A 20,199-nucleotide genomic window follows, 5' to 3' on the forward strand; every position below is an offset into this window, starting at 1 on the left:
ATAAAAAAGGAGCCTCGAAAGGCTCCTTTTTGTACAACCCGATGTGTCAGTCAAACACGCCGAAGGTCATGTAGCTGAACCACGAACGGTCAGTATTGTTGGCTTCAGACTCGTGCTGTTCTTCTTCGATCACGTCGCCATTTTCATCTTTAGGCTTGAGATCGTTCGGAATCGCGTCCTTGGCGTCCTGGAACTGCTTCTGCACGTCCTGGTTGGCGCGGGTTTCGCCCGGCGGAAGCGGTGGACGGGATTCGATCAGGCCCAGGGTCGCCTTGCTCAGCCACGAACGGTTGTCGGCTTCGGCCACCGATGGGTGGAACTGACCGTCGACCAGGCTTGGATGGTTCGGGTAGTTGAGCTTCAGGGTTTCGAGGCTGGTAGCGGCCAGATCGTCCAGGTGCAGACGCTGGTAGGCCTCTGTCATCACCGCCAGGCCGTCACCGACCGAAGGGGTTTCCTGGAAGTTTTCCACCACGTAGCGACCACGGTTCGCGGCGGCGACATAGGCCTGACGGGTCAGGTAGTAGTCGGCAACGTGAATCTCGTAGGCCGCCAGCAGGTTGCGCAGGTAGATCATGCGCTGCTTGGCGTCCGGCGAGTAGCGGCTGTTGGGGAAACGGCTGGTCAGCTGCGCGAACTCGTTGTAGGAGTCGCGAGCGGCACCCGGGTCACGCTTGGTCATGTCCAACGGCAGGAAGCGCGACAACAGGCCGACGTCCTGGTCGAAAGAAGTCAGACCCTTGAGGTAATACGCGTAATCCACGTTCGGGTGCTGCGGGTGCAGACGAATAAAGCGCTCGGCGGCGGACTTCGCAGCTTCAGGCTCGGTGTTCTTGTAGTTGGCGTAGATGAGCTCGAGTTGAGCCTGATCGGCGTAGCGACCGAACGGATAACGCGACTCCAGCGCCTTTAGCTTGGCTGTGGCGGCGGTGTAGCTATTGTTGTCCAGATCGTGCTGAGCCTGCTGGTACAGCTCGACCTCGCTCAGGTTTTCGTCTACGACTTCCTTCGATGAGCAAGCAGCGGTCAATGCGAGGATGGCGATCAGCAGCAGGTGTTTCACTTGCATGGCGGCTTGCGTCCCTATGACGGCCGCTGTCTTGGGCGGGGCCGTCCTGTTATGATGAGCGCCCCGTTGAATAGCCTCGGGGCAAAAGACGCCGTATTTAACCACAAGCGCGCAGCCGAAACCAAAGGCTGTGCCGACGCCTAGTCTGAGCATGTCCGATAAAATTGAACTTCGCGCAGAGGTGCCGTCCGAATTGGGCGGCCAACGCCTCGATCAAGTCGCCGCACAATTATTCGCTGAGCACTCGCGCTCGCGCCTTTCCGCCTGGATCAAAGACGGCCGCCTGACTGTGGATGGGGCGGTTATCCGCCCGCGAGACATCGTTCATGGTGGTGCCATTCTTGAACTCACTGCCGAGCAGGAAGCTCAGGGCGAATGGATCGCTCAAGACATCGAGCTGGACATCGTCTATGAAGACGACGACATCCTGGTGATCAACAAACCCGCGGGTCTGGTGGTGCATCCTGCCGCCGGTCACGCTGATGGCACCTTGCTCAACGCGTTGCTGCACCACGTGCCGGACATCATCAATGTGCCCCGCGCCGGTATCGTGCATCGCCTGGACAAGGACACCACTGGTCTGATGGTGGTGGCCAAGACCATTCAGGCGCAGACACAGCTTGTGACGCAATTGCAGAGCCGCAGCGTAAGCCGGATCTACGAGTGCATCGTGATCGGTGTGGTGACTGCCGGCGGCAAGATCAACGCGCCGATCGGTCGTCACGGTCAGCAACGCCAGCGCATGGCCGTGATGGAAGGTGGCAAGCAGGCCGTCAGCCATTACCGCGTGCTCGAGCGTTTCCGCTCCCACACTCACGTGCGGGTGAAGCTGGAAACCGGTCGTACGCACCAGATTCGTGTGCATATGGCCCACATCAACTACCCGTTGGTCGGAGATCCTGCCTACGGCGGTCGTTTCCGTATTCCGCCGGCGGCCAGTGTGACCATGGTCGAATCGTTGAAGGCGTTCCCGCGTCAGGCGCTGCATGCGCGGTTCCTGGAGCTGGATCACCCGACCACCGGTAAACGCATGAGCTGGGAATCGCCACTGCCGGACGATTTCGTCTGGTTGCTGACGCTGCTCAAGCAAGACCGCGAGGCATTCATCGGATGAGTGACTGGCTGATTCCCGACTGGCCTGCGCCTGCCGGGGTGAAAGCCTGCGTTACCACCCGTGCGGGCGGCGTCAGTCTGGCGCCGTTCGACAGCCTCAACCTCGGCGATCACGTCGATGACAGCCCCGAAGCTGTGGTCGAAAACCGCCGTCGCCTCACCAATCATTTCTCTATTCAACCGGCCTGGTTAAAGCAGGTTCACGGCATTGCCGTGGCCCACGCAGACCCAAGCCTTACGGCCACTGCCGATGCCAGCTGGACGGCAACGCCCGGTATTGCCTGCACGGCGATGACCGCGGATTGCCTGCCGGCGCTATTCTGTGACCGTGCCGGTACTCGCGTAGCGGCGGCCCATGCCGGTTGGCGCGGGTTGGCGGCGGGTGTGCTGGAAGCAACCCTCGACAGTCTGGCCGTGCCGCCAGAAGAAGTGCTGGTCTGGCTCGGTCCGGCCATTGGCCCGCAAGCCTTTGAAGTCGGCCCTGAAGTGCGTGAAACCTTCGTCGAGCAATTACCCGAAGCCGCTAAAGCGTTTGTACCGAGTGCAAATGCTGGCAAATTCATGGCTGACATCTATGAGCTGGCGCGCTTGCGTCTGGCGGCTCGCGGTGTCACCGCTGTTTATGGTGGCGGTTTCTGTACCGTGACCGATCCTCGCTTCTTTTCTTACCGCCGCAGTCCACGCACCGGTCGGTTTGCCTCCTTGATCTGGCTCGAACGCTAGGCTTGCCTGACCTGCATCAACGTCACGACGCTTGAAACTCCCAGAATCGACCACATCTAGTGAGGTATCTGGCAGGTTTCTTCATTCAGGATGTTTTATAGGTCCGACCTGCTCAAAAGGAAGGTGACCCATGCGTATAGACCGTTTAACCAGCAAGTTGCAGTTAGCCTTGTCCGACGCCCAATCCCTGGCCGTCGGCCTCGATCATCCGGGCATTGAACCGGCGCACTTGATGCAAGCCATGCTTGAACAGCAGGGTGGTTCGATCAAACCCCTGTTGATGCAGGTGGGCTTCGACGTCAACAGCCTGCGTAAAGAGCTGACCAAAGAGCTCGACCAACTACCAAAAATCCAGAACCCGACCGGCGACGTCAACATGTCGCAGGATTTGGCGCGCCTGCTCAACCAGGCCGATCGCCTGGCCCAGCAGAAGGGCGACCAGTTCATCTCCAGCGAGCTGGTGCTGCTCGCCGCCATGGACGAGAACAGCAAGCTCGGCAAATTGTTGCTCGGTCAGGGCGTCAGCAAGAAAGCCCTGGAAAACGCGATCAACAACCTGCGTGGTGGTGAGGCCGTCAATGACGCCAACCACGAAGAGTCGCGCCAGGCGCTGGATAAATACACCGTCGACCTGACCAAGCGTGCCGAAGAAGGCAAGCTCGATCCGGTGATCGGCCGTGATGACGAAATTCGCCGGACCATTCAGGTCCTGCAACGCCGTACCAAGAACAACCCGGTGCTGATCGGTGAGCCTGGCGTGGGTAAAACCGCCATCGCCGAAGGCCTGGCCCAGCGCATCATCAACGGCGAAGTCCCGGATGGACTGAAAGGCAAGCGCCTGCTGTCCCTGGACATGGGGTCGCTGATCGCCGGTGCCAAGTACCGTGGCGAGTTCGAAGAACGCCTCAAATCCCTGCTCAACGAACTGTCGAAGCAGGAAGGGCAGATCATTCTGTTCATCGACGAGCTGCACACCATGGTCGGCGCCGGTAAAGGCGAAGGTTCCATGGACGCGGGCAATATGCTCAAGCCTGCGTTGGCCCGTGGTGAATTGCACTGCGTCGGCGCGACCACGCTCAACGAGTACCGCCAATATATAGAGAAGGATGCGGCCCTCGAGCGGCGCTTCCAGAAAGTCTTGGTGGATGAGCCGAGCGAAGAAGACACCATCGCCATCCTGCGTGGCCTGAAAGAGCGCTACGAGGTTCACCACAAGGTGGCGATCACCGACGGCGCGATCATCGCCGCGGCCAAGCTCAGTCATCGCTACATCACCGATCGTCAGCTGCCGGACAAAGCCATCGACCTGATCGACGAAGCCGCCAGCCGCATCCGCATGGAGATCGACTCCAAGCCGGAAGTGCTGGACCGTCTGGAGCGTCGTCTGATTCAGCTGAAGGTGGAATCCCAGGCGCTGAAGAAAGAAAGCGACGACGCGGCGAAGAAACGTCTGGAAAAACTCCAGGAAGAAATCGTTCGTCACGAGCGTGAGTACTCGGACCTGGAGGAAATCTGGAACGCGGAAAAAGCCGAAGTCCAGGGTTCTGCGCAGATCCAGCAGAAAATCGAACAGTCCCGTCAGGAACTGGAAGCTGCCCGCCGCAAAGGCGACCTGAACCGCATGGCCGAGTTGCAGTACGGGATCATCCCGGACCTGGAGCGCAGCCTGCAAATGGTCGACCAGCACGGCAAAACTGAAAACCAGTTGCTGCGCAGCAAGGTTACTGAAGAAGAGATCGCTGAAGTCGTTTCGAAGTGGACCGGTATTCCGGTGTCGAAAATGCTCGAGGGCGAGCGCGACAAGCTGATGAAGATGGAAAGCCTGTTGCACCAACGTGTGATCGGCCAGGACGAAGCGGTGATTGCCGTTTCCAACGCCGTGCGGCGCTCCCGCGCCGGTTTGTCCGATCCGAATCGCCCGAGCGGTTCGTTCATGTTCCTCGGCCCGACCGGAGTCGGTAAAACCGAGCTGTGCAAGGCGCTGGCCGAGTTCCTCTTTGATACGGAAGAGGCGATGGTGCGGATCGACATGTCCGAGTTCATGGAGAAACATTCCGTGGCGCGTCTGATCGGTGCGCCACCAGGCTACGTAGGCTATGAAGAGGGCGGTTACCTGACCGAGGCGGTGCGTCGCAAGCCTTATTCGGTGATCCTCCTGGACGAGGTCGAGAAGGCCCACCCGGACGTCTTCAACATCTTGCTGCAAGTGCTGGAAGATGGCCGACTGACCGACAGTCATGGCCGCACGGTGGATTTCAAAAATACCGTGATTGTCATGACCTCCAACCTCGGTTCGGTGCAGATCCAGGAATTGGTCGGTGATCGTGAGGCTCAGCGTGCGGCAGTGATGGATGCGATTTCCACGCACTTCCGGCCGGAGTTCATCAACCGGGTCGATGAGGTGGTGATCTTCGAGCCGTTGGCTCGTGATCAGATCGCGGGCATTACCGAGATCCAGTTGGGTCGCCTGCGCAGTCGCCTGACCGAGCGCGAGCTGAAGCTTGAACTGAGCCCTGAGGCCATGGATAAGCTGATCGCGGTGGGTTACGACCCGGTTTACGGCGCACGGCCGCTCAAACGAGCGATCCAGCGCTGGATCGAGAACCCGCTGGCGCAGCTGATTCTGTCCGGTCGTTTCATGCCGGGCGATACCGCCAAGGGTGTTGTGGAGAACGACGAAATCGTATTTGTCTGATCCACGACGGCAGCAAAATTGAAGAGGCCTCGCATTGCGAGGCCTTTTTTTCGCCAGGCTGTTGAACTTAAAGGAAAAGGCTTGTAAAGTGCGCCCCGCAGTAAGTCGCCCTGAAGGGTTCCAGCTCCCCAAGCAGGAATCTGAAATAAGTTGCAAATCATTAACTTGAAAGCAATTTAGGGGGTTGACAGAGGTGCTTAAGATTGTAGAATAGCGCGCCTCAGACACACGAACGCAGCGATGCGAACGGGTCGAAGAGGTGAAGCAAGCTTCACAGTTGTAAATTGAAATATGTAGTTCCGTGATAGCTCAGTCGGTAGAGCAAATGACTGTTAATCATTGGGTCCCAGGTTCGAGTCCTGGTCACGGAGCCAATTTCAAACCGGGGTATAGCGCAGTCCGGTAGCGCGCCTGCTTTGGGAGCAGGATGTCAGGAGTTCGAATCCCCTTACCCCGACCATTTTTGGGTCGTTAGCTCAGTTGGTAGAGCAGTTGGCTTTTAACCAATTGGTCGTAGGTTCGAATCCCACACGACCCACCATTTTTGAAACCAGTTCACGCTGGGATCAGATCTTAAGATCAGAGGCCAAAAGCACTGATCGAAGAAGGCGACTTTTTAAAGGTCGCCTTTTTATTACCGGGGTATAGCGCAGTCCGGTAGCGCGCCTGCTTTGGGAGCAGGATGTCAGGAGTTCGAATCCCCTTACCCCGACCATATTAAAAATCCTCGTATCGAAAGATACGGGGATTTTTTTTGTCTTCGATTTTTTGTCTTCGAGAAATAACACTTCAGTCATCGTACAACTTGCCGATAACGAGGCGACGGGGTACTGCCGAAACAACGCCCCTTATCCAGGCCACTACAAGAAAAAGGCGTTCGTTATGGTGCTTCGACAGTTAAATATCGCTCCTCGGGCAGCCTTGGGGTTTGCCTTGATTGCCGTATTGGTCGCTTTGCTCGGGATTTTTGCCCTGGGGCAGATGTCGAGCATTCGCGATAGCGAGGTGGCGGTGGAGAAACAATGGCTACCGAGCATTCGCGGCGGTGACGAGATCCGCGAGATCATGCTGCGCATCCGTACCATTTCCCTGCGCATGGCCCTGGATCAGGATCCGAAGAATATCGCTGTCTACCGCGGCCAGATGGACACTCGCGACAAAGAGTTGAGCGAGAAGATTGCGGCGTATGACAGGTTGGTCAACACAGTCGAAGGCAAAGCCTTGTATGACCAGTTCAAAACTACCTTCGCGGCTTATCGTGCCGGCATTGCCCAATCTTTTTCCCTGGCCGAGCAGGGTCGTCATGACGAATTGACCAAGTTGCTGCTGGTCGACATGAAAACCGTGGTCGATGGTTCCGGCAAGCAGCTCACTGACCTGGCGGATCTGTTCGCCAAACAAGTCGCCGCCGAGAGCCAGAAATCTGCAGCGCATTACGAAACATCGCGGATGATCGTCAGCCTGTTTATCGCATTGGCGGCATTGGCCACCGTCGGCCTGGCCATGCTGCTGACCCGCAGCATCGTCAAACCGTTGAGCGAAGCGTTGGATGCCGCGGAAAACGTGGCACGAGGCGACCTGACGCGCCCCATCGAAACCCATGGCAACGATGAAGTGAGTCGTTTGCTCAAGGCATTGGCGACCATGCAGCGCAACCTGCGCGAAACCTTGCAAGGTATCAGCGGCTCGGCCGCGCAATTGGCGACAGCGGCTGACGAGTTGAATGCCGTCACCCTCGACAGCACGCAGAACCTGCAACAGCAGAACAATGAGATTGAACAAGCGGCGACGGCTGTCACTGAAATGACCACCGCGGTGGAGGAGGTCGCCCGCAACGCGGTGTCGACCTCCGACGCCACGCGCCAATCCAGTGAGTCCGCGCACGCCGGGCAGGAGCGGGTCAGCGAAACAGTCACGGCCATCGGCGCCCTGGCCAGCGATGTACAGATCACGGGTGGATTGGTGCAGTCCCTGGCCAACCAGTCTCAGGACATCGGCAAGGTACTGGATGTGATTCGTGCGATTGCCGAGCAAACCAACTTGCTGGCCCTCAACGCAGCCATTGAAGCGGCGCGCGCCGGGGAAAGCGGTCGCGGTTTCGCGGTGGTTGCCGACGAAGTTCGCGCTTTGGCCCATCGCACGCAGCAATCGACTCAGGAAATCGAGCAAATGGTTCAGGGCATGCGCAACGGCTCAACTCAGGCGCTGGATTCCATGCACGCCAGCTCAAGCCGTGCGGCCAGCACATTGGCCTTGGCCGAGCGTGCAGGTGAAGCGTTGCAGACCATCACCGCGTCGGTTCATCAGATTCACGAGCGCAATCTGGTGATCGCCAGCGCTGCCGAAGAACAGGCGCAGGTGGCGCGGGAAGTGGATCGCAACCTGGTGAATATTCGCGACCTTTCGGTGCGTTCCGCCGCCGGGGCGGATCAGACCAGCGCGTCCAGCCATGAGCTGTCACAACTGGCTAATGCCTTGCAGGGCATGGTGCGGCGCTTCCAGCTTTAAATCTTCCAGACGCAAAAAAGCCGCGCTTCTCGACGGAAAAGCGCGGCCTGGTGCTCGGCAGCTTAGGCGCCGTCTTGGTCTTTCAAGTGCTCGAACAGGCCTTTTGGCATTTTCTTGCCATTGGCTTCGAAGTTGGCTTTCACGTTGTTGTAAGCCTCTTGCTCGTCGATGAAGCCGTCATGGTTGGTGTCGATCTTGTCGAAGTTGGACTTCGGCGCGACTTTCAGGAATTCGGCACGGGATACCTTGCCGTCGCCATCCGTGTCGGTTTTTGCCATCGAGGCATCGCCACACTTGCCTTCGCCACATTTACCTTCAGGCGTCTTCACGACCTGTTCGGACGACGCCAGCAGGTAGCCCTGAGTCAGCGGTTGCGCGGCGAATACGGAGCCGGACAACATCATGCCACCGGCCAAAACCGCGCCGAGCAGACCGATAGTGTTTTTGGTGGTACGGGACATTTCAATACTCCTGGGTTGCACGACACAACCGTTCGATAAAGGACGCCACGTAAGTGCGGCGATAACCGTAGCTGGAGGGTTGCCTTGCTCGGGTGTGGCCATTTAGCGGGTGTGGTGTATCGCTACTGTGTCGCGCAAGAGGGAGTTTGTAAGCGAAGGGGATGAAACGGCGGGGGAGATACAGTGAGACACAGATCTCCAAATCAATGGAGATCAACTGTGGGAGTGAGCCTGCTCGCGATGGCGGTGTGTCAGGCGACATTGATGTCGACTGTTTAGACGCTATCGCGAGCAGGCTCGCTCCCACAGTGGATTTGTGTGGTGTCAGTGAAGTTTGAGACGCGGCTCAGTCCCGCGCCCGATCTTGCTCCCCAACATCAACATCGCGGTACGAAACGCGCCATACAGCGCCATCTGGTGCATGCGATACAGCGACACGTAAAACATCCGTGCCAGCCAGCCTTCCAGCATCACGCTGCCGGTGAGGTTGCCCATCAAGTTACCCACAGCCGAAAAACGCGACAGCGAGATCAACGAGCCATAGTCGGTGTATTTGTACTCAGGCAGCGGCTTGCCTTCGATCCGCAGTTTCAGCGATTTGGCCAGCAACGAAGCTTGCTGATGCGCAGCCTGGGCGCGCGGCGGCACATTGCGATCGGTGCCTGGCTGCGGGCAGGCCGCGCAGTCACCGAAGGCGAAGATGTTCTCGTCGCGGGTGGATTGCAGGGTCGGCAGCACTTGCAGCTGATTGATCCGGTTGGTCTCCAGGCCATCAATGTCCTTGAGGAAGCCCGGTGCACGAATCCCGGCCGCCCAGACTTTCAGGCTGGCGTTGATGACTTTGCCATCGGCGGTAATCAGGCTGTCGGCCGTCACTTCGCTGACCGCAGCATTGGTCATGACGTTGACCCCGAGTTTCTCCAGGGTTTTATGCACAGGCCCGCCGATACGTTCCGGCAGCGCAGGCAATACCCGTGGCCCGGCTTCGATCAGGGTGATGTGCATGTTTTCCGGTTTGATCCGGTCCAGGCCGTAAGCCGCCAGTTCATGGGCGGCGTTGTGCAGTTCGGCGGCCAGTTCAACCCCGGTAGCGCCGGCGCCGACGATGGCCACGCTGATCTGCTCGACCTTGTCGGTCTGCCCGGCATGGGCGCGCAGGTAGTGGTTGAGCAATTGCTGGTGGAAGCGCTCGGCCTGTTTGCGGGTGTCGAGGAACAGGCAGTGTTGCGCCGCGCCCTGAGTCCCGAAATCGTTGGTGGTGCTGCCGACCGCGATCACCAGCGAGTCGTAACCCACTTCGCGTGCCGGGACCAGTTCAATGCCGGCTTCGTCGTAGGTGGCGGCCAGCTGGATTTTCTTCTGTGCGCGATCAAGCCCGCTCATGCGCCCCAGCTGGAACTCGAAGTGGTTCCATTTTGCCTGGGCAACATAGTTGAGTTCGTCTTCGGAAGAGTTCAGCGACCCTGCCGCCACTTCGTGCAACAGCGGTTTCCAGATGTGGGTCAGGTTCGCGTCGACCAGCATCACACTGGCCGTGCCGCGCTTGCCCAGAGTCTTACCCAGACGGGTAGCCAACTCCAGACCGCCGGCGCCGCCGCCAACGATGACAATACGATGAGTCATGGGGATATCTCGCAAGGCTAAAAGAAATCGGTGCAATTACCCGAGCGAGCGCGATGCAGCTCATAGCGTCAGGTAACTGATAAGTCGGCTCAACAGGCCCAGACCAATGGTCACTGCCAACACCACCACCAGGAGCATCCACGGCCGGAAAGGCCGGCGCTCGACTTGGTGCTGGGACAGTTGCAGGTACTCTTCGACATGCTTTTGGTCGTCGGGGTTCAGGCGGCTGGTCATATTGGGCCTCGTCAGGGGTAGACGTAGCTGAATGTGTAGAAGCTACAGGCTGATTTAACGAACGTTGAACGGAGCATAGCCGCTGTCCGGAACAGGCTCGACGCTCACCGTATCGTCCAGGCGAATGATTCCACTTTGTAACACCCGGGCGGTGATTCCGCCATGTCCGCGAACGGCCTGAAAGGTCCCGGGGCCGAGGTTATTCTCGAGACGGGCGCAGGGTTGGCACCAGCCGGTGGTTTCGAAAATCGCCTGGCCAATCTTGAAGCGCCGACCCTTGAGACTGAAGAGATTGATGCCGCTGACGACGATGTTGCGCCGCAAATCCTGCGCTAGCACCGGTTGATCCGCCGGGCGGGCCATCAGTGAGTTGATCACCGCCAGATGCTCCCATTGCAGCAGCGTTACCTGCCGCGCATTGCGTACGCCGGGACGCGCGTGATCACCGGTCAAGCCGGCTTCAAGTCGCGCCTCTACGGCATCGAGTTCGATCATTTGAGAACGTGATTGCGGCCGCACGCCGATCCAGCGAACGCGACCCGTTTGCGGCACTTCGGCAATCAGCGCCTGCAATGGACTCACAGGCTGATCCCGACGTCGAAAACAATGCTGCGACCCAGGTTGCTGCGCAGGAAATCCGGCGCATCCGGGTGCGCGAACAGCACACGGGCGAAGGTCGGGCCGACCAGCGACAACGAGCGCCAGCCCTGACGCAGGTATTCGGTTGGTGGCGGGAAATGGCTGTTGAGGTCCAGCACTTCGCGCTTGAGGCTGGCGAAGGCGATGATGTCCAGTTCGCCCAGGTCCATCCCGCGTTCTTTGTAGTTGTGAGCTTTTTTGCGCAAGGTCGGCGCCAGTCTCAGCAAGAATTCATTGGCCGGAATGCGCCGGGGCTTGGCCTCGCGGCGCACCAGCGAACTCAGGGAGAACGCGCTGCGCCGGCGTTGCAGCTCATCGCGCCATTCATCGTTGAGGCGTCGGCCTTCATCGAGCACGAAAAACACTTCGAAACTGGCGTCACGAAACAGCACGTCCGGCGGCTCCCCGGCCGGGGCGAATTCGTCGGCGCGATAGGGAATGTTCAGGCCTTGCAGCAGGCGCTGACAGACCCAACGCTCACGCTCCCATTTGCGGGCATTGGACAGGAACGCGTTGGCTTGCTCGGCCGCAATGGTCAGCAGGCGTAAATAATCTGAGTCATCCATAAGCCCAAGCTTAGCGTTCAAATGTGATCGCAAAAAAGACAATTTGTCGGAGAGGGCCAAAGTCTGCCCGATCTTCCTCGCGTCACGCCCGCCACAATCCGCATTCAGCGCCCGGTTCAGGGCCTTGCACAAAACGGATAGCGATCTGCGCAAAGCGGATATTGCCTCGCGCCTGGCGCCTCTACCCTCGGCTGTACGGACGTTAGCCGTGTTGCCGACGCTCTTAAAAAAATAACAACAAGAGATAAATGCCATGCGCAAGATCGACGTACATGCGGTTATCGACAACGCACGATTCAATCGCTTTCACTGGATGGTGCTGTTCTGGTGTGCCCTGATCATCATTTTCGACGGTTACGATTTGGTGATCTACGGCGTGGTGCTGCCGATGCTGATGAAAGAGTGGGGGCTCAGTCCTCTGCAAGCGGGCGCACTGGGCAGTTATGCACTGTTCGGGATGATGTTCGGCGCGCTGTTTTTCGGCCCGCTGTCGGACAGGATCGGTCGCAAAAAAACCATCACGATCTGCGTGATGCTGTTCAGCGGTTTTACCGTGCTCAATGGTTTTGCCCGCAACCCCACCGAGTTTGGCCTTTGCCGGTTCATTGCCGGGCTTGGTATTGGCGGGGTGATGCCCAACGTCGTGGCGCTGATGAACGAGTACGCGCCGAAGAAAATCCGCAGCACGCTGGTGGCGATCATGTTCAGCGGCTATTCGGTAGGCGGCATGCTCTCGGCGGGGCTCGGTATCGTGCTGATCCCGAGTTTTGGCTGGCAATCGGTGTTCTACGTGGCGGTGCTGCCGTTGCTGTTGTTGCCGTTGATCATGTATTTCCTGCCCGAGTCGGTGGGTTTCATGCTGCGCCAGGGGCGCAATGAAGAGGCGCGCAACATCCTGCAGCGGATTGACCCGGCGTACGTCGCGCAAACCGGCGATCAGTTGCACATGAGCGAAGTGAAGGGCACCGGCACGCCGGTGTTGCAACTGTTTCGGGAAGGTCGTGCGCTGCGCACGCTGATGTTGTGGCTGGCGTTTTTCTGCTGCTTGCTGATGGTCTACGCCTTGAGTTCCTGGCTGCCGAAACTGATGGCCAACGCCGGTTACAGTCTGGGCTCGAGTCTGTCGTTCCTGCTGGTGCTTAACTTCGGTGCCATTTTCGGCGCGGTGGGCGGCGGTGTGCTGGGAGACAAACTCAACCTGCCGCGGGTGTTGGCGGTGTTCTTCGCCGTGGCTGCGGTGTCGATCACCTTGCTGGGTTTCAATAGCCCGATGCCGCTGTTGTACCTGCTGATCGCCATTGCCGGCGCCACCACCATTGGCTCGCAGATTCTGTTGTACGCCTGCGCCGCGCAGTTCTATTCCATGACCATTCGCTCCACCGGTTTGGGTTGGGCCTCGGGCATCGGGCGCAACGGTGCCATCGTCGGACCGCTGCTGGGCGGTGCGTTGCTCGGGATCAGCCTGCCGCTGCAACTGAACTTCATGGCCTTTGCCTTGCCCGGTGCGGTGGCCGCGATTGCCATGACCGTGTTCGCCATCAGCAGTCGGCGCAGCGCCAAACAAAAGTTGCCGGGCATCCACGGATCGCCTGACGGGGCTGTCGGCGAGGTTTCATGAAAATCTTCTTCCAGGACTTTTCCCTGTCTGCTGCCGTCGCCGGATTTATCGCCACGGTGATTTCCTACGCAGGCCCTTTGGTGATCATCTTTCAGGCCGCCGAGACCGCGCACCTCTCACGGGAGGTGCTGTCTTCCTGGGTCTGGGCGATTTCCATCGGCAGCGCCGTGCTCGGCATCGGTTTGAGCCTGCGTTACCGCGTCCCGGTGATCATCGCGTGGTCGGCACCGGGGTCGGCGTTGCTGGTGGCACTGTTGCCGGGGATCTCCATGCCGGAGGCGGTGGGTGCTTACTTGGTCAGCAGCCTGATTATCTTTCTGGTCGGGGTCTCGGGGGCGTTTGACCGGATCATCGGCAAACTGCCTGCGGCGATTGCGGCAGCGATGCTGGCGGGGATTCTGTTCAGCTTCGGCACCGGGTTATTCGTCTCGTTGCAGGGCAAACCGTTGCTGGTGCTGGCGATGTTCGCCACGTACCTGATCTGCAAACGGCTGATGCCGCGGTATGCGGTGTTGATGGTGCTGCTGGTGGGCTGCTCGATGGCTTTTCTCGCCGGTGATTTGCGCAGCGAGGCGTTGGTGATCGGGTTGGCCACGCCGGTGTGGATCACGCCCGCGTTCAGCCTGAGCGCGACCCTGAATATCGCCTTGCCGCTGGTGATGGTGGCGCTGACCGGCCAGTTCGTTCCCGGCATGGCGGTGCTGCGCGCCAGCGGTTACCCAACACCGGCCGGTCCGATCATCGCCAGCAGTGCGGTGGGCACGGCGCTGTTGGCACCGTTCGGTTGCCATGGGCTGAATCTGGCGGCCATCACCGCGGCGATTTGTACCGGGCGCGAGGCCCATGAAAATCCCGGCAAACGCTATGTGGCCGGGGTTGTGGGCGGGCTGTGTTACCTGGTGCTGGGGATCTTCGGCGCCACCCTGGTTTCACTGTTTTCGGCGTTCCCCAAAGAACTGATCGCGGCCTTGGCCGGGCTGGCGCTGTTCGCCGCGATCGCCGGGGCGTTGGCCGGCGCAATGGCCGTGCCGAGCGATCGCGAAGCTGCGTTGGTGACGTTTCTGACCACCGCGTCGGGCATATCGTTGTTGGGTTTGACCGCTGCTTTTTGGGGGCTGATTTTCGGCATGGTCACGCACGTGTTGTTAAAGGCCCGTCGTCCCGTTCCCCGCAGCAAATCCGCTGCGGCTGAAACACTTCAACCTGTCGATAAATAAAAATAAGAGAAAAAACAATGAAACAGATTCTTCCAACAACCGGTTCAGTGTTGTCCATGGCGGTCGTCTCGAGTTTCTCCGTCGGTGCGATGGCGGCCGAGAGTGGCTTCATCGAAGACACCACGGCGACCTTGCAAGCACGCAACTATTACTTCAGCCGGGACTTTTCCGACATCGTCGGGGCCAACCAGCAATCGAAGGCTGAAGAGTGGGCGCAGGGCTTCATCCTCAACGTCAAATCCGGTTACACCCAGGGCCCCGTCGGTTTTGGTGTGGATGTCATTGGCCTGCTCGGCCTCAAGCTCGACAGCAGCCCGGACCGGGTCAATACCGGTTTGCTACCGGTGCAGAGTGACGGGCGCGCGGCGAATGAATACAGCCGTCTGGAAGGCGCGTTGAAGGTGCGTTTCTCCAAAACCGAAGTGAAGGTGGGTGAACTGCAACCCAACCTGCCGGTGCTGGCCTTCAGCGATATCCGTTTGCTGCCGCCCAGCTATCAGGGCGCGAGCATCAGCTCGAACGAGATCAATGGCCTGACCTTACAAGGTGGCCACTTGAGCTCGACCAGCCTGCGCAACGAGGCCGGCGACGAAAAGATGCAAGCCATGCTCGGTCATGTACCGCAGCGTCAGGTCAGCAGCGATGGCTTCAACTTTGCCGGCGCCGATTATTCCTTCAACGATAAACGCAGCTCGGTCAGCGCCTGGTTCGGGCAACTGGAAGATATCTACAACCAGCGCTTTCTCGGCCTCAAGCACAGCGAGCCACTCGGTAACTGGATCCTGGGCGCCAACCTTGGGTATTACGATTCGCGCGAAGACGGCAAAAAGCTGCTGGGCAACATCGACAACCAGGCGTTCTTCTCCTTGCTGTCGGCCAAGCGTGGCGGCCACACGTTTTATGTCGGCTATCAGGGCATGTTCGGCGACAGCGCCTTTCCACGAGTGTTTGCCAACATCAGCCCACTGGGTAACGAGGTGCCGACCTACGAGTTCGCCTACACCGATGAGCGCTCCTGGCAGGCGCGTTACGACTACGATTTCGCGGCCCTCGGCGTGCCGGGGCTGACCAGCACCGTGCGCTACATCACCGGCAGCAATGTCGATACCGGCAAAGGGTTCGAGGGCAAGGACCGCGAACGCGATCTGGACATCGGCTATGTGCTGCAGAGCGGCAGCCTCAAAGGCCTCGGGATCCGAGTGCGCAACGCGATGGCTCGCTCCAACTACCGCAGTGATATCGACGAAAACCGCCTGATCCTCAGTTACACCTGGACACTGCTATGACCACTGAAAAAGAACAACCCACTTACAAAATCGGCTTGCAGGTCAAGCTGGAGCAATTGACCGAGTCCGTGCTGCAAACCGAGGAAGACATGCGTTTTGCCAATCAACTGGCGCGCACGGCAGGTGAACGGGTGAAGGCGAGTGCGCTGAGCATGCAGTCTTCGGCCAGTGTGCTGGAAGATCTGAACCTCTACATGCAGCGTCTGGATCAAGTGTTCGATGAGCTCGGCAGTCAGTCGATGCGCATCGGCGCGATTGTCGGCAGCATCCAGGACATCTCCCGTCAGACCAACCTGTTGGCGTTGAACGCAGCCATTGAGGCGGCGAGGGCGGGCAGCCATGGCCGAGGGTTTGCGGTGGTGGCCGATGAGGTGCGCAATCTCTCGCGTCAAGCCGCGGACTCCAGTGCGCAGATCCGGCAAATCGCTACGGGGCTGGAACAGTCCGCTGAACAGGCACGCCAAGGTCTTCAGCAGTTGTCCGGCTCCACACGTCTGGGTTTGGAAAAAGCCGGAGTGGCCCTGCACTCGATGGGCGAACTGCAAAGCGGTGCGGTTGCCAGGGTCGAGGTGGTCGAACGCATCATGGCGCGTCTGGCCGGCCTGCATGATCTGGCCTTGCAGGCGAAACGAATGATCGTGTGAGTCGTGCCAGTGATTACAGGTTGCTCGTGCAATCACCCATGACCTCGTACGTCACGCGATGGGTCTGACCTTGATGATCGACATACTCCATGGCCGCAGGCACAACCCCGCAGGCGGTCGCGGTGTTCGACACTGAAACCACTTCGGCAATGTCCAGCGGCTGTGTCGGGTTGTACGAGGTGGCGGCGGGTTCGTTGCCGGCGGCCAAGGCCGAGGTGGCGACAACGGTCAGGAACAAGCTGATCAGGGTTTTCATTTTTCCGTGCTCCGTGTTGATTTCGATACCTGAATTCTAGTCTTTGCCCGCGACCGATAAAGGGGCCAATGCCTGATTCAGCTTTACGAAAAAGGTAACAATCGGTGGCTCTTTTTGATTGGGGACATATCCGTTTCTGCGGTGATGGCTGATTACGGTTCCGCCCTTACGGCGGGTCACTTGGAAAAGCCCCAAGTAACCAAGGGCTCCTGCCCCTTTCGTTCGGTGCCTCGCTAAGGCTCGGCATGCCCTCGCTCCGGTCCTGCTCCGTGGGCCCGCCGCCATCGGCCATCCATGGCCGGGGGCGGCTAACCCGGCATCCATGCCGGGTTGCCCACTACGCAGAACCTCCACTCGGCCTCTCGAGGCGGCGGTGCATCCAGATCAAAAGCTGCAGGCGAGCTAACGCTCGGCCTGTTGAGTGGTGAGAAGCGTGCGTACACCCTTCCCTCTGTAGGAGCTGTCGAGTGAAACGAGGCTGCGATCTTTTGATCTTGCCGTGGCTGTGGCTGTGGCTGTGGCTTTTGATTTTGATCTGTTGCCCCTTTCCCAGAGGCCGAACGCAGGCGTTGCGCAGGGGGCACCGCGGCAAGGATGCCGCGGTAGCCGCCCCCGGCCATGGATGGCCGATGGCGGCGGGCCCCCGGAGCAATGCCGGAGTGAGGGCATGCCGAGCCTAGGCGAGGCACCGAATGGCGGGGCAAGAGCCCTTGGTTACTTGGGGCTTTTCCAAGTGACTCGCTGTAAGAGCGAAACCGCCAGCAGCCGCTACCGCAGCAACGGATATGCCCCCCATCGTAAACGCCCGAAATCGAAGCGCATTCAAAGGCCGGTGTAGACTGAGAACCTGTTCTCTTTCGGCAAGACAAGGGAGTGTGCCCAGCCATGATCGGCGCCGAGTTACTGTCACCTGAAACCCTCACGGCGGGGTGGTTGATCTATGTGCCGGTACTGATCTGGGCCGTTGCACGAGCACCGTGGGTCGAACTGTTCAGCGACAGTCGCCGCCAACATCTGTTGTTTGGCACGGTGTTCGCGCTGTTCATGCTCTGGCTGGTGCGACAAGACTTCGACACCGGCGTGTCCTACCACTTTATCGGCATGACCGCCGTGACCCTGTTGCTCGACTGGCCGCTGGCGATTGTCGGCGGGTTGGTGGCGCAAGCGGGACTGGTGCTGCTCGGGCGGCAGGATCTGGCGGCGATGGGGGTCAACGGCGCGCTGCTGATTCTACTGCCGGTGCTGGTCACCGAATGTTGCGCGATCCTGGTGGAGCGAGCGCAACCGCGTAATCCCTTTGTGTATATCTTCGTGTCCGGTTTTTTTGCAGCGGCACTGTCGGCGTTGCTGTGCCTGCTGCTGGCGCTGTGGCTGCTGTGGTTCGACGAACGTTTCGCCATGCCGTATTGGCTGGAAGATTTTGTCGGTTATCTGTGGCTGCTGATTTTTCCGGAAGCGTTCATCAACGGCATGGTGGTCAGCGCGTTGGTGGTGTTTTGCCCCGAGTGGCTGGAGACGTTCAATCGTACGCGCTACCTTTCGGCCCCCTGGAAAGACGACGATCCCAAATCTTGATCCACATCAAAGGCAAAAATCGCTCACGAATCCATGCTCTGGAAAACCTTCAGGAGCATCGAAATGAGTGTCTACGAATGGGCAAGGCAGGAGTTGCGTCAAAGTCTGGATGGGGCGCAGGAAGTGGGTTTTGATCCGGGGTTGAGCCTGCGTGCCTTGCTCAGTGCAGTGGTGCAACAGAGCAAGGCAGTGCGCAGTGTCGAAGACCTGGCCGATGAGTTGCGTTTTCTCGCGGAAAACCTCGATGACAGCCAGGACTACGGTTTTATGCGGCCTTGAAGATCAGTGCCGCGGCTCGAAGTCTTCGCTGAACAGATCGTCTTCGGCATCAGGGCTGACCGGAATCTTGTGTTCTTCCGAGGCCCATGCCCCGAGGTCGATCAATTTGCAGCGATCCGAGCAGAACGGCCGGTTGACGTTGCTGGCGACCCATTCGACAGGGGCGCCACAGGTTGGGCAATTGACGGTTGGGGTCTGGCTCATGACTGGCCTCCACGCAAAGTAAGGTAAAAGTGATGCAGGCGTTCGACCTCGCTGTGCAGCCAGGCGAGGTCGCGGTCGTTGACCACCACATCGTCGGCGTGGCTCACGCGGTCCTGTCGGCTGGATTGGGCCTTGAGGATCGCCTGGACCTGTTGCTCGCTGGTCTGGTCACGCTGCAGGGTGCGCTCGATCTGTAGTTGTTCCGGGGCATCGATCACCAGGACTCGCTGGGTCATGGCGTACTGCCCGGACTCGATCAGCAGCGGCGAAACCAGAATCGCGTAAGACGATTGTGCCTTGGCCAGATGATCGGCGATTTCCTTGGCGATCAGCGGATGCAACAACGCTTCGAGCCAGCGGCGTTCCTCTGGTACTTCGAAGATCAGTTTGCGCAACGCCGCGCGATCCAGCTGCCCGTCGGCTTGCAATACGCCGGTGCCGAAGTGTTCGGCGATCCTGGCCAGCGCCGGGCGCCCCGGCTCTACCACCCAACGCGCCGCGTGATCGGCGTCCACTACGTGCACGCCCAAGTCGATGAAGTGCTGGGCAGCCGCGCTTTTGCCGCTGCCGATGCCGCCGGTCAGGCCGAGAATCCAGGGTTTTTCCACAGGGGTATTCATTTCAAACCGACAAACTGCCAATAGAAGCCGGTTATTTGACCACCCCAGAGCAAGGCAATCCAGCCGGCAATTGCCAGATAGGGTCCGAAGGGGATCGGCGTGGAGGTTTTCGCGTTGCGCAAACGCAGCAAAATCACGCCGACAACGGCGCCCACCATCGACGATAACAGGATGGTCAGTGGCAAGATCTGCCAGCCACCCCAAGCGCCGAACATCGCGAGCAACTTGAAATCACCGTGGCCCATGCCTTCCTTGCCGGTGATCAGCTTGAACAGCCAGAACACCGACCACAACGCCATATAGCCGACCACCGCGCCCCACAATGCGTCATGCAATGGCACGAATAAGGTGAAACTGTTGAGGATCAGCCCCAGCCATATCAGCGGCAGCACCAGCACATCCGGCAGCAGTTGGTGCTCGGCGTCGATCAGGCTCATGGTCAGCAACCCCCAGCTCAGGAGCAGCACCATGCAGGCCTGCCAGCCGAAACCGAAATGCCAGGCGATGAACGCCGAGAGCAGACCGCAGGCCAGTTCGGTCAGCGGGTAGCGTTTGCTGATGGCTGCCGTGCAGTTCGAGCATCGCCCCCTTAAAAACAGATAACTGAGCAACGGAATATTTTCCCAGGCGCGGATTCGATGGCCGCAATGTGGGCACTGGGAATGGGGCAGCATCAGGTTGAAGGTCGGCAGCGGTGTTTCGCCTGGCAAGCCCAGCACTTCACGAGCCTCCTCACGCCATTCGCGGTCAAGCATTTTTGGCAGGCGCCAGACCACCACGTTGAGAAAGCTGCCAATCAGCAGGCCGACCAACATGGCTGCAATCACGAAGGTCAACGGCTGGAGGGTCGGAATGTCGTTCAAGGGCAT

General features: G+C 59.3%; 20 protein-coding genes, 4 tRNA genes and 1 pseudogene. 15 read left to right on the forward strand and 10 right to left on the reverse strand.

Annotated features, from left to right (window positions below; genetic code table 11):
- Positions 1–46 precede the first annotated feature (46 nt).
- Positions 47–1,069, reverse strand: coding sequence for an outer membrane protein assembly factor BamD (locus PMI27_RS09665; RefSeq protein WP_008154902.1), 1,023 nt, complete (start codon positions 1,067–1,069; stop codon positions 47–49).
- Positions 1,070–1,220: 151 nt separating this feature from the next.
- On the opposite strand from PMI27_RS09665, the gene rluD reads away from it, so the two are divergent.
- From rluD to PMI27_RS32515, 9 genes and pseudogenes are all read left to right on the forward strand, one after another.
- Positions 1,221–2,183 carry a 23S rRNA pseudouridine(1911/1915/1917) synthase RluD gene (gene rluD / locus PMI27_RS09660; RefSeq protein WP_007942311.1) on the forward strand — a complete coding sequence of 321 codons (963 nt, stop codon included), beginning with the start codon at positions 1,221–1,223 and terminating at the stop codon, positions 2,181–2,183.
- Positions 2,180–2,905, forward strand: a complete 726-nt coding sequence (gene pgeF, locus PMI27_RS09655; RefSeq protein ID WP_008154901.1) for a peptidoglycan editing factor PgeF — start codon at positions 2,180–2,182, stop codon at positions 2,903–2,905. The genes rluD and pgeF overlap by 4 nt, the downstream gene beginning before the upstream one ends.
- Positions 2,906–3,035: 130 nt before the next feature.
- Positions 3,036–5,600 (forward strand): ATP-dependent chaperone ClpB, encoded by a 2,565-nt coding sequence (clpB, locus tag PMI27_RS09650; RefSeq protein WP_008154899.1) that lies wholly within the window; start codon positions 3,036–3,038, stop codon positions 5,598–5,600.
- Between the two features lie 298 nt (positions 5,601–5,898).
- Positions 5,899–5,974: transfer RNA gene (locus PMI27_RS0229600), tRNA-Asn, on the forward strand.
- Positions 5,975–5,983: 9 nt separating this feature from the next.
- A tRNA-Pro gene (locus tag PMI27_RS0229605) sits at positions 5,984–6,060 on the forward strand.
- Between the two features lie 5 nt (positions 6,061–6,065).
- A tRNA-Lys gene (locus tag PMI27_RS0229610) sits at positions 6,066–6,141 on the forward strand.
- A gap of 97 nt (positions 6,142–6,238) precedes the next feature.
- A tRNA-Pro gene (locus tag PMI27_RS0229615) sits at positions 6,239–6,315 on the forward strand.
- 167 nt (positions 6,316–6,482) lie between these two features.
- Positions 6,483–7,253, forward strand: a pseudogene (locus PMI27_RS32510) (MCP four helix bundle domain-containing protein); the annotation flags it as partial.
- On the forward strand, positions 7,245–8,108 hold the full coding sequence (locus tag PMI27_RS32515; RefSeq protein WP_443200787.1) for a methyl-accepting chemotaxis protein: 864 nt from the start codon (positions 7,245–7,247) through the stop codon (positions 8,106–8,108). The pseudogene PMI27_RS32510 and the gene PMI27_RS32515, both read left to right, overlap by 9 nt.
- 62 nt (positions 8,109–8,170) lie before the next feature.
- Here PMI27_RS32515 and PMI27_RS09640 read toward each other — a convergent pair whose 3' ends face one another.
- The 5 genes from PMI27_RS09640 to PMI27_RS09620 all read right to left on the reverse strand — a co-directional run bounded on the left by PMI27_RS09640 (position 8,171) and on the right by PMI27_RS09620 (position 11,631).
- Complete coding sequence (locus PMI27_RS09640) at positions 8,171–8,569, reverse strand: HvfA family oxazolone/thioamide-modified RiPP metallophore (protein ID WP_008154894.1); 399 nt, start codon at positions 8,567–8,569, stop codon at positions 8,171–8,173.
- Between the two features lie 324 nt (positions 8,570–8,893).
- Complete coding sequence (locus tag PMI27_RS09635) at positions 8,894–10,192, reverse strand: NAD(P)/FAD-dependent oxidoreductase (RefSeq protein ID WP_008154892.1); 1,299 nt, start codon at positions 10,190–10,192, stop codon at positions 8,894–8,896.
- Between the two features lie 60 nt (positions 10,193–10,252).
- Positions 10,253–10,426 (reverse strand): DUF3094 domain-containing protein, encoded by a 174-nt coding sequence (locus PMI27_RS09630; RefSeq protein WP_008154890.1) that lies wholly within the window; start codon positions 10,424–10,426, stop codon positions 10,253–10,255.
- A 54-nt stretch (positions 10,427–10,480) separates the two neighbouring features.
- Entirely contained in the window at positions 10,481–11,008 is a 528-nt protein-coding gene (locus PMI27_RS09625) for an MOSC domain-containing protein (protein WP_008154889.1), read from the reverse strand.
- Complete coding sequence (locus PMI27_RS09620; protein WP_008154887.1) at positions 11,005–11,631, reverse strand: DUF1780 domain-containing protein; 627 nt, start codon at positions 11,629–11,631, stop codon at positions 11,005–11,007. Before PMI27_RS09620 ends, PMI27_RS09625 begins: the two co-directional genes overlap by 4 nt.
- Positions 11,632–11,884: 253 nt before the next feature.
- Here PMI27_RS09620 and PMI27_RS09615 point away from each other — a divergent pair, with 253 nt between their 5' ends.
- The 4 genes from PMI27_RS09615 to PMI27_RS09600 all read left to right on the forward strand — a co-directional run bounded on the left by PMI27_RS09615 (position 11,885) and on the right by PMI27_RS09600 (position 16,396).
- Positions 11,885–13,249, forward strand: coding sequence for an aromatic acid/H+ symport family MFS transporter (locus PMI27_RS09615; RefSeq protein WP_008154885.1), 1,365 nt, complete (start codon positions 11,885–11,887; stop codon positions 13,247–13,249).
- The gene (locus PMI27_RS09610; protein ID WP_008154883.1) at positions 13,246–14,466 is read left to right on the forward strand and encodes a benzoate/H(+) symporter BenE family transporter; all 1,221 of its coding nucleotides are present in this window, start codon (positions 13,246–13,248) and stop codon (positions 14,464–14,466) included. Before PMI27_RS09615 ends, PMI27_RS09610 begins: the two co-directional genes overlap by 4 nt.
- Before the next feature lie 17 nt (positions 14,467–14,483).
- On the forward strand, positions 14,484–15,752 hold the full coding sequence (locus PMI27_RS09605) for an OprD family porin (RefSeq protein ID WP_008154881.1): 1,269 nt from the start codon (positions 14,484–14,486) through the stop codon (positions 15,750–15,752).
- A gap of 194 nt (positions 15,753–15,946) precedes the next feature.
- On the forward strand, positions 15,947–16,396 hold the full coding sequence (locus PMI27_RS09600) for a methyl-accepting chemotaxis protein (RefSeq protein ID WP_415760683.1): 450 nt from the start codon (positions 15,947–15,949) through the stop codon (positions 16,394–16,396).
- A 13-nt stretch (positions 16,397–16,409) separates the two neighbouring features.
- On the opposite strand, the gene PMI27_RS09595 is transcribed toward PMI27_RS09600, so the two are convergent.
- Positions 16,410–16,652, reverse strand: a complete 243-nt coding sequence (locus tag PMI27_RS09595) for a DUF2790 domain-containing protein (RefSeq protein WP_008154878.1) — start codon at positions 16,650–16,652, stop codon at positions 16,410–16,412.
- Between the two features lie 885 nt (positions 16,653–17,537).
- Here PMI27_RS09595 and PMI27_RS09590 point away from each other — a divergent pair.
- Together PMI27_RS09590 and PMI27_RS09585 are read left to right on the forward strand one after the other, a co-directional pair.
- A complete protein-coding gene (locus PMI27_RS09590; protein ID WP_008153325.1) occupies positions 17,538–18,227 on the forward strand; it encodes an energy-coupling factor ABC transporter permease in 690 nt (229 codons plus the stop codon).
- A gap of 63 nt (positions 18,228–18,290) precedes the next feature.
- Positions 18,291–18,506, forward strand: a complete 216-nt coding sequence (locus tag PMI27_RS09585) for a hypothetical protein (RefSeq protein ID WP_008153324.1) — start codon at positions 18,291–18,293, stop codon at positions 18,504–18,506.
- 3 nt (positions 18,507–18,509) lie between these two features.
- Here PMI27_RS09585 and yacG read toward each other — a convergent pair whose 3' ends face one another.
- The 3 genes from yacG to PMI27_RS09570 are packed head-to-tail and all read right to left on the reverse strand — an operon-like array spanning position 18,510 to position 20,199.
- Positions 18,510–18,710, reverse strand: coding sequence for a DNA gyrase inhibitor YacG (yacG, locus tag PMI27_RS09580; protein ID WP_008153323.1), 201 nt, complete (start codon positions 18,708–18,710; stop codon positions 18,510–18,512).
- Positions 18,707–19,330, reverse strand: a complete 624-nt coding sequence (gene coaE / locus PMI27_RS09575; RefSeq protein ID WP_008153322.1) for a dephospho-CoA kinase — start codon at positions 19,328–19,330, stop codon at positions 18,707–18,709. The genes yacG and coaE overlap by 4 nt, the downstream gene beginning before the upstream one ends.
- Entirely contained in the window at positions 19,327–20,199 is an 873-nt protein-coding gene (locus tag PMI27_RS09570; RefSeq protein ID WP_008153321.1) for a prepilin peptidase, read from the reverse strand. Before PMI27_RS09570 ends, coaE begins: the two co-directional genes overlap by 4 nt.

The sequence above is a fragment of the Pseudomonas sp. GM41(2012) genome, assembly GCF_000282315.2.
GTDB lineage: Bacteria > Pseudomonadota > Gammaproteobacteria > Pseudomonadales > Pseudomonadaceae > Aquipseudomonas.